6 protein-coding genes and 1 pseudogene are annotated in these 4,298 nt (G+C 36.1%); 4 read left to right on the forward strand and 3 right to left on the reverse strand.

All coding sequences use genetic code 11. The annotated features are described in order from the left end of the window. Together F6K13_RS20705 and F6K13_RS20710 are read left to right on the forward strand one after the other, a co-directional pair. Nucleotides 1-91, forward strand: a 91-nt coding sequence (locus F6K13_RS20705; protein WP_287288228.1) for an SDR family oxidoreductase, incomplete at its 5' end; no start/stop codon positions are given. Nucleotides 92-143: 52 nt separating this feature from the next. Continuing rightward, entirely contained in the window at nucleotides 144-290 is a 147-nt protein-coding gene (locus F6K13_RS20710) for a hypothetical protein (protein WP_161564564.1), read from the forward strand. A 2-nt stretch (nucleotides 291-292) separates the two neighbouring features. Here F6K13_RS20710 and F6K13_RS20715 read toward each other — a convergent pair whose 3' ends face one another. The 3 genes from F6K13_RS20715 to F6K13_RS35285 form a co-directional block, all read right to left on the reverse strand. Further along, on the reverse strand, nucleotides 293-1,510 hold the full coding sequence (locus F6K13_RS20715; RefSeq protein ID WP_287288224.1) for an FAD-dependent oxidoreductase: 1,218 nt from the start codon (nucleotides 1,508-1,510) through the stop codon (nucleotides 293-295). 1 nt (nucleotide 1,511) lies between these two features. Continuing rightward, on the reverse strand, nucleotides 1,512-2,015 hold the full coding sequence (locus tag F6K13_RS20720; RefSeq protein ID WP_124145330.1) for a hypothetical protein: 504 nt from the start codon (nucleotides 2,013-2,015) through the stop codon (nucleotides 1,512-1,514). 351 nt (nucleotides 2,016-2,366) lie between these two features. Beyond that, complete coding sequence (locus F6K13_RS35285; RefSeq protein WP_205127387.1) at nucleotides 2,367-2,525, reverse strand: ATP-binding protein; 159 nt, start codon at nucleotides 2,523-2,525, stop codon at nucleotides 2,367-2,369. Nucleotides 2,526-2,637: 112 nt separating this feature from the next. On the opposite strand from F6K13_RS35285, the gene F6K13_RS20725 reads away from it, so the two are divergent. Both F6K13_RS20725 and F6K13_RS20730 read left to right on the forward strand, forming a co-directional pair. Next, nucleotides 2,638-2,763: a hypothetical protein gene (locus tag F6K13_RS20725; RefSeq protein ID WP_287288226.1), complete on the forward strand. Its 126-nt coding sequence runs from the start codon at nucleotides 2,638-2,640 to the stop codon at nucleotides 2,761-2,763. A 1,178-nt stretch (nucleotides 2,764-3,941) separates the two neighbouring features. Beyond that, a pseudogene (locus F6K13_RS20730) lies at nucleotides 3,942-4,298 on the forward strand (chlorophyll a/b binding light-harvesting protein); the annotation flags it as partial.

Below are 4,298 nucleotides of genomic sequence, written 5' to 3' on the forward strand. Positions count from 1 at the left end.
TGCTAATGCTGTTGTTTGGTTATGCTCCGATGCAGCTAGTTTTATTACAGGTCATTCCCTAGCAATAGATGGTGGTTATACTGTGAAATAGTTCGAGTTATATTTCCTAGTTAAGTCGAGAATTTGTACAAAAAAAGAAGGTTTTGCAAATTGCAAAACCTCTGTTAAAACTATTAAATTATCCACTGAATTCTTACATAGATTCTCTCCCAGAATTACCAGAAAAATTCCCAGAAAATCTGAATTTACCTGATGGGAAAGTGGTATTACTCAAACCGTCTAATCATTAAATTTAACTATTCAAACGTACAGGTGCAATGCCAAATGCAATCAACCGCGCGAGAATATCTCGCAGTATAGGCAACCGCAAAAAAGCAGGAATAGTAAACTGCTGATTTTGATTCAGCGCACGAGCAATCATTCGTTTTTGAGCTAACCCCTGAAACCATTGAATAACTGTAGTTGGAAATTCTCTTTGCCGTTGCACCTCTGCCAAATCCCACAAATGCCAACTCCCACGTTTTAGCGGTTCGCTGAGAATATTTGTTGCTACAACTGCATCTTGAATAGCATAGTTAATTCCGACTCCAGCTACAGGAGACATAACATGAGCAGCATCCCCAATGAACAGTAAACCCGGTAGATACCATTTAGGAAGACGACTCGACTCCACAGATAGAAAAGCAATATTAGACCAATCTTGAAGTAGATGGGAGCGGTCGCTAAATTCTGGAACTAACTCAACCAAAGATTTTCGCAAAAAATCTATACCAGCAGTGCGCAGTTGGGCAAAAGCACCCTTAGAAATCATATAACCTACTTGCCAAAAATCTGAGCGATCGAGCAAAACTACCATCTTGCCATTACCCACACGACCTGATAAACCATTAGGTTCCTCTGACTTGCGTGGCAAACGAAACCACATTACATCCATTGGTGGAGAAGTTTTAATTGGTTCAAAACCTGCTAACTGACGCATTCGGGAGAAACGACCATCTGCACCGACTGTTAATAATGCTCGAACTTCGTGCCAACCTCCATGACCGCGATAACGTATCCCACTCACTACTCGATCCTCTTCAATAATTTCCTGTACGTTTGCACCCATAATTAAATTAAAATTAGGATACTGTTGCGCTTCAGTAGCAATAAATTCTAAAAATTTTGCTTGTGGGAGGATAGTAATATACGGATATGCAGTTTTTAAGCGACTGAAGTCAGTCAGAGTAATGTCACCAGTGGGAGAATTTAACTTGAGTGTGCGAACTTTGGAATGGGGTAACTCTAACAAACGGTCAGCTAAACCTATTTGTGCCATTATTTCCATTACGGAAGGATGAATAGTATCTCCTCGAAAGTCGCGATCGAAGTCTTGATGTAATTCCAGTAGAGTAACTGGGATACCTTGACGCGCTAATAGTAATCCTAATACAACTCCTGCTGGTCCGCCACCAACTATACAACAAGTTGTTTGCTGTACATCAATAATTTCATGGGTATGATTAGTCATTTTATTTAAGTTTTTCTTTCAATTGATTTAACTGTTCTGGTGTTAGTTTAATTTGTACTTCTAATAACTGAGTTGCATCCTGAAATAAGATAATATTTTTTTCGACTAAAACTGCAGGATTATTAATTTCAATTCTTTGATATTTTACCTCTGGCAATGCAACTCTAATTACCAATTGTTGTTGAGATTTAGGAAAAATATATAATTCCTGACTAGTATGATTTAATTCTAACTTTTGCACAGTTGTATTGCTTTCTGTCGGAGAATTAGGTTTCCGCCAATAAAGAGTAATGCCACGAATTTCTGGTGTAGCTATCTCAAATATTTCATCAAATCTTTGAGGTTCCCAATCAAGTTCTGTAATATCGCCACTAGCAGGAATAAGTCGCTGTCGCCAGGTAATTTCTGTGTCAGCTATGGCTGCCCACCATTGACGGATCGTGTCTAGATTATTTGGATTTTCTGGATTATTGCTACCTAATTGCCAAATAGTTTTAAGCTGCATATATAGATGGTTTTAGTTAAGTGAGTATGAATTGATTTTATCATAGTTTTATAGTATAAAATTGAATCAAATTGAAATAATACGACAAAAAAATGACTAATCTTTTTTACCGTTTAATATTAACAAAAACAGGAGGGTGAGCAATCACTTTTTGGGTGCATCTCATATTTGCAAAAATACTTTTTTCCTATATATTCCCTGTTCCCTGTTCCCTGTTCCCTGTTCCCTAAAAGCAATATTTTTTTGGCTTTATTCAAAATTGAGGTGCACCCCACTTTTTTCTCTTCCATTCAATCAATCATTTTAAATCAAAGGAAGAGAAATAATCAATTCTGTGCGTTTATCTAATTCTCACTTAAAAGTTATTGTTCCGCCATGTTTTTCTACGATAATTTGCCACGCGATCGCCAGTCCTAACCCTGTTCCTTTGCCCACCCCTTTTATTGTAAATCCCTGCTTGAATATTTTTGAGTGCGCTTTTTCACTAATTCCTTGACGATTATCCGCAATTTATACCACCGCCATATTTTTCTCAGTACTTAACTTAATTTCGTACTAATAGTAATGCGATTATTGTTGACTTCAATGTCAGCGTAAATTTTGCCTTCACTTGCTTCGTCTAATGCGTCAACTGAAATGGTGTTTTAGATGGGGAGATGGGGAGATGGGGAGATGGGGAGATGGGGAGATGGGGAGATGGGGAGATGGGGAGATGGGGAGATGGGGAGATGGGGAGATGGGGAGATAAAGACACCTAGAAACAAAAATAAGAGTGCACAGTTTTAGCTGTGTCAGTCTAGTAGAGACCTTCCATGGAACGTCACTACTGTGGTCTATTCAAATGAAAACTGCTGTAAGTTGTGGAGAATGGCAAATAAAAAGAGTCCCTAATTGCTTTCCAGTCAAGCTATGAATATTTTCAGTATGACTGAGGGACTCCGTTGTCCTACCAGAGAGAAGAACACCATAAGCAATGTAATTTATATTATTAAATTAATGACAAGCTTTGTCAATACTTTTAGGTGATTAATTTCAGATTCGTTTTGTATCAACCATTTGTAGCAGCAAAATCAAAGAGTTTTATTTCATGAATTTTAGGGATTCTTAAGATTTAACTTTGGTAAGGCCAAAAAAAAATAATGATCAAAAATATCAAAAAAACTCTTGACAAATCCAGAAATTTATTGAATATTAGTTGCAATAAGTATGTAATATCCTCTGTAACAAGAGGTAAAAGGCCATAACTATCAATCTGGACATCAGAGAAAAAGTATTCAAACTTACTCTAGTCCAGAAGCAAAAAAAATGACCACTGTAATTAGTGGCCAAAGCTATGTATTTTGATTAAGAATATGATATCACAATTAGAACCTTCCACCCATTTCAGCAATACAGAATAGAGCTGAGTCATTACTGAGATGAGCGATCGCATTTCTACATACTGCCATCTGCTCAAATTAGTGACTTGGCCGACACAAAATTAGAATTTATGCTAGGGCAGTCTCCAATTTTATACTGCCATAGTTGTTGACTTTATGAAAGAAAGTTTTACCAAAAATGGTGTAACTTTCTGATAGATTGTCAACCAATTTTATCTGTAAAAAATAGATAATTATTCCCGGTATATATCTGCTTTATCAGTAGTTTAATTTACATATTTAGTAGACAATAATCTATTAATAGCCATCTTAAGCATAACTGCCTAAGCATTATTTAGTTGTAAAATTTATTGAACAAAATTAAATTGATATTTTTTCAAAAGACTCTTCAATAAGTTTTTTTTACAAAAGTAATTAATCATACTGTTTTTCTATGATTATGTGTATAATATATTTTTATATACACAGATATTAACTGATGTATAAAAAATAGTAGTAATTGTTGCCATAACAATTGCTAACCGGACTATAATCCAAGGAAAAAACCATGCAAACTTATGATAATTCAGAGGTTAAATACGATTGGTGGGCTGGTAATGCTCGCTTCGCTAAACTATCTGGTTTATTCATCGCTGCTCACGCAGGTCAAGCAGCTCTAATTACCTTTTGGGCAGGAGCTTTTACTCTATTTGAAATTTCTCGATATTCCCCTAGTTTACCTATGGGAGAACAGGGCTTAATTTTACTGCCACACCTAGCAACTTTAGGTTTAGGTATAGGTAACGGTGGAGAAGTGGTAGATACTTATCCCTATTTTGTTGTTGGTATTGTACATCTAATTTCATCAGCAGTCTTAGGTGCAGGAGCACTTTTTCATACTTTTAAAGTTCCAGAAAACTTAAAA

The organism is Okeania sp. SIO2B9 (assembly GCF_010672505.1).
GTDB classification, from domain to species: Bacteria; Cyanobacteriota; Cyanobacteriia; order Cyanobacteriales; family Microcoleaceae; genus Okeania; species Okeania hirsuta.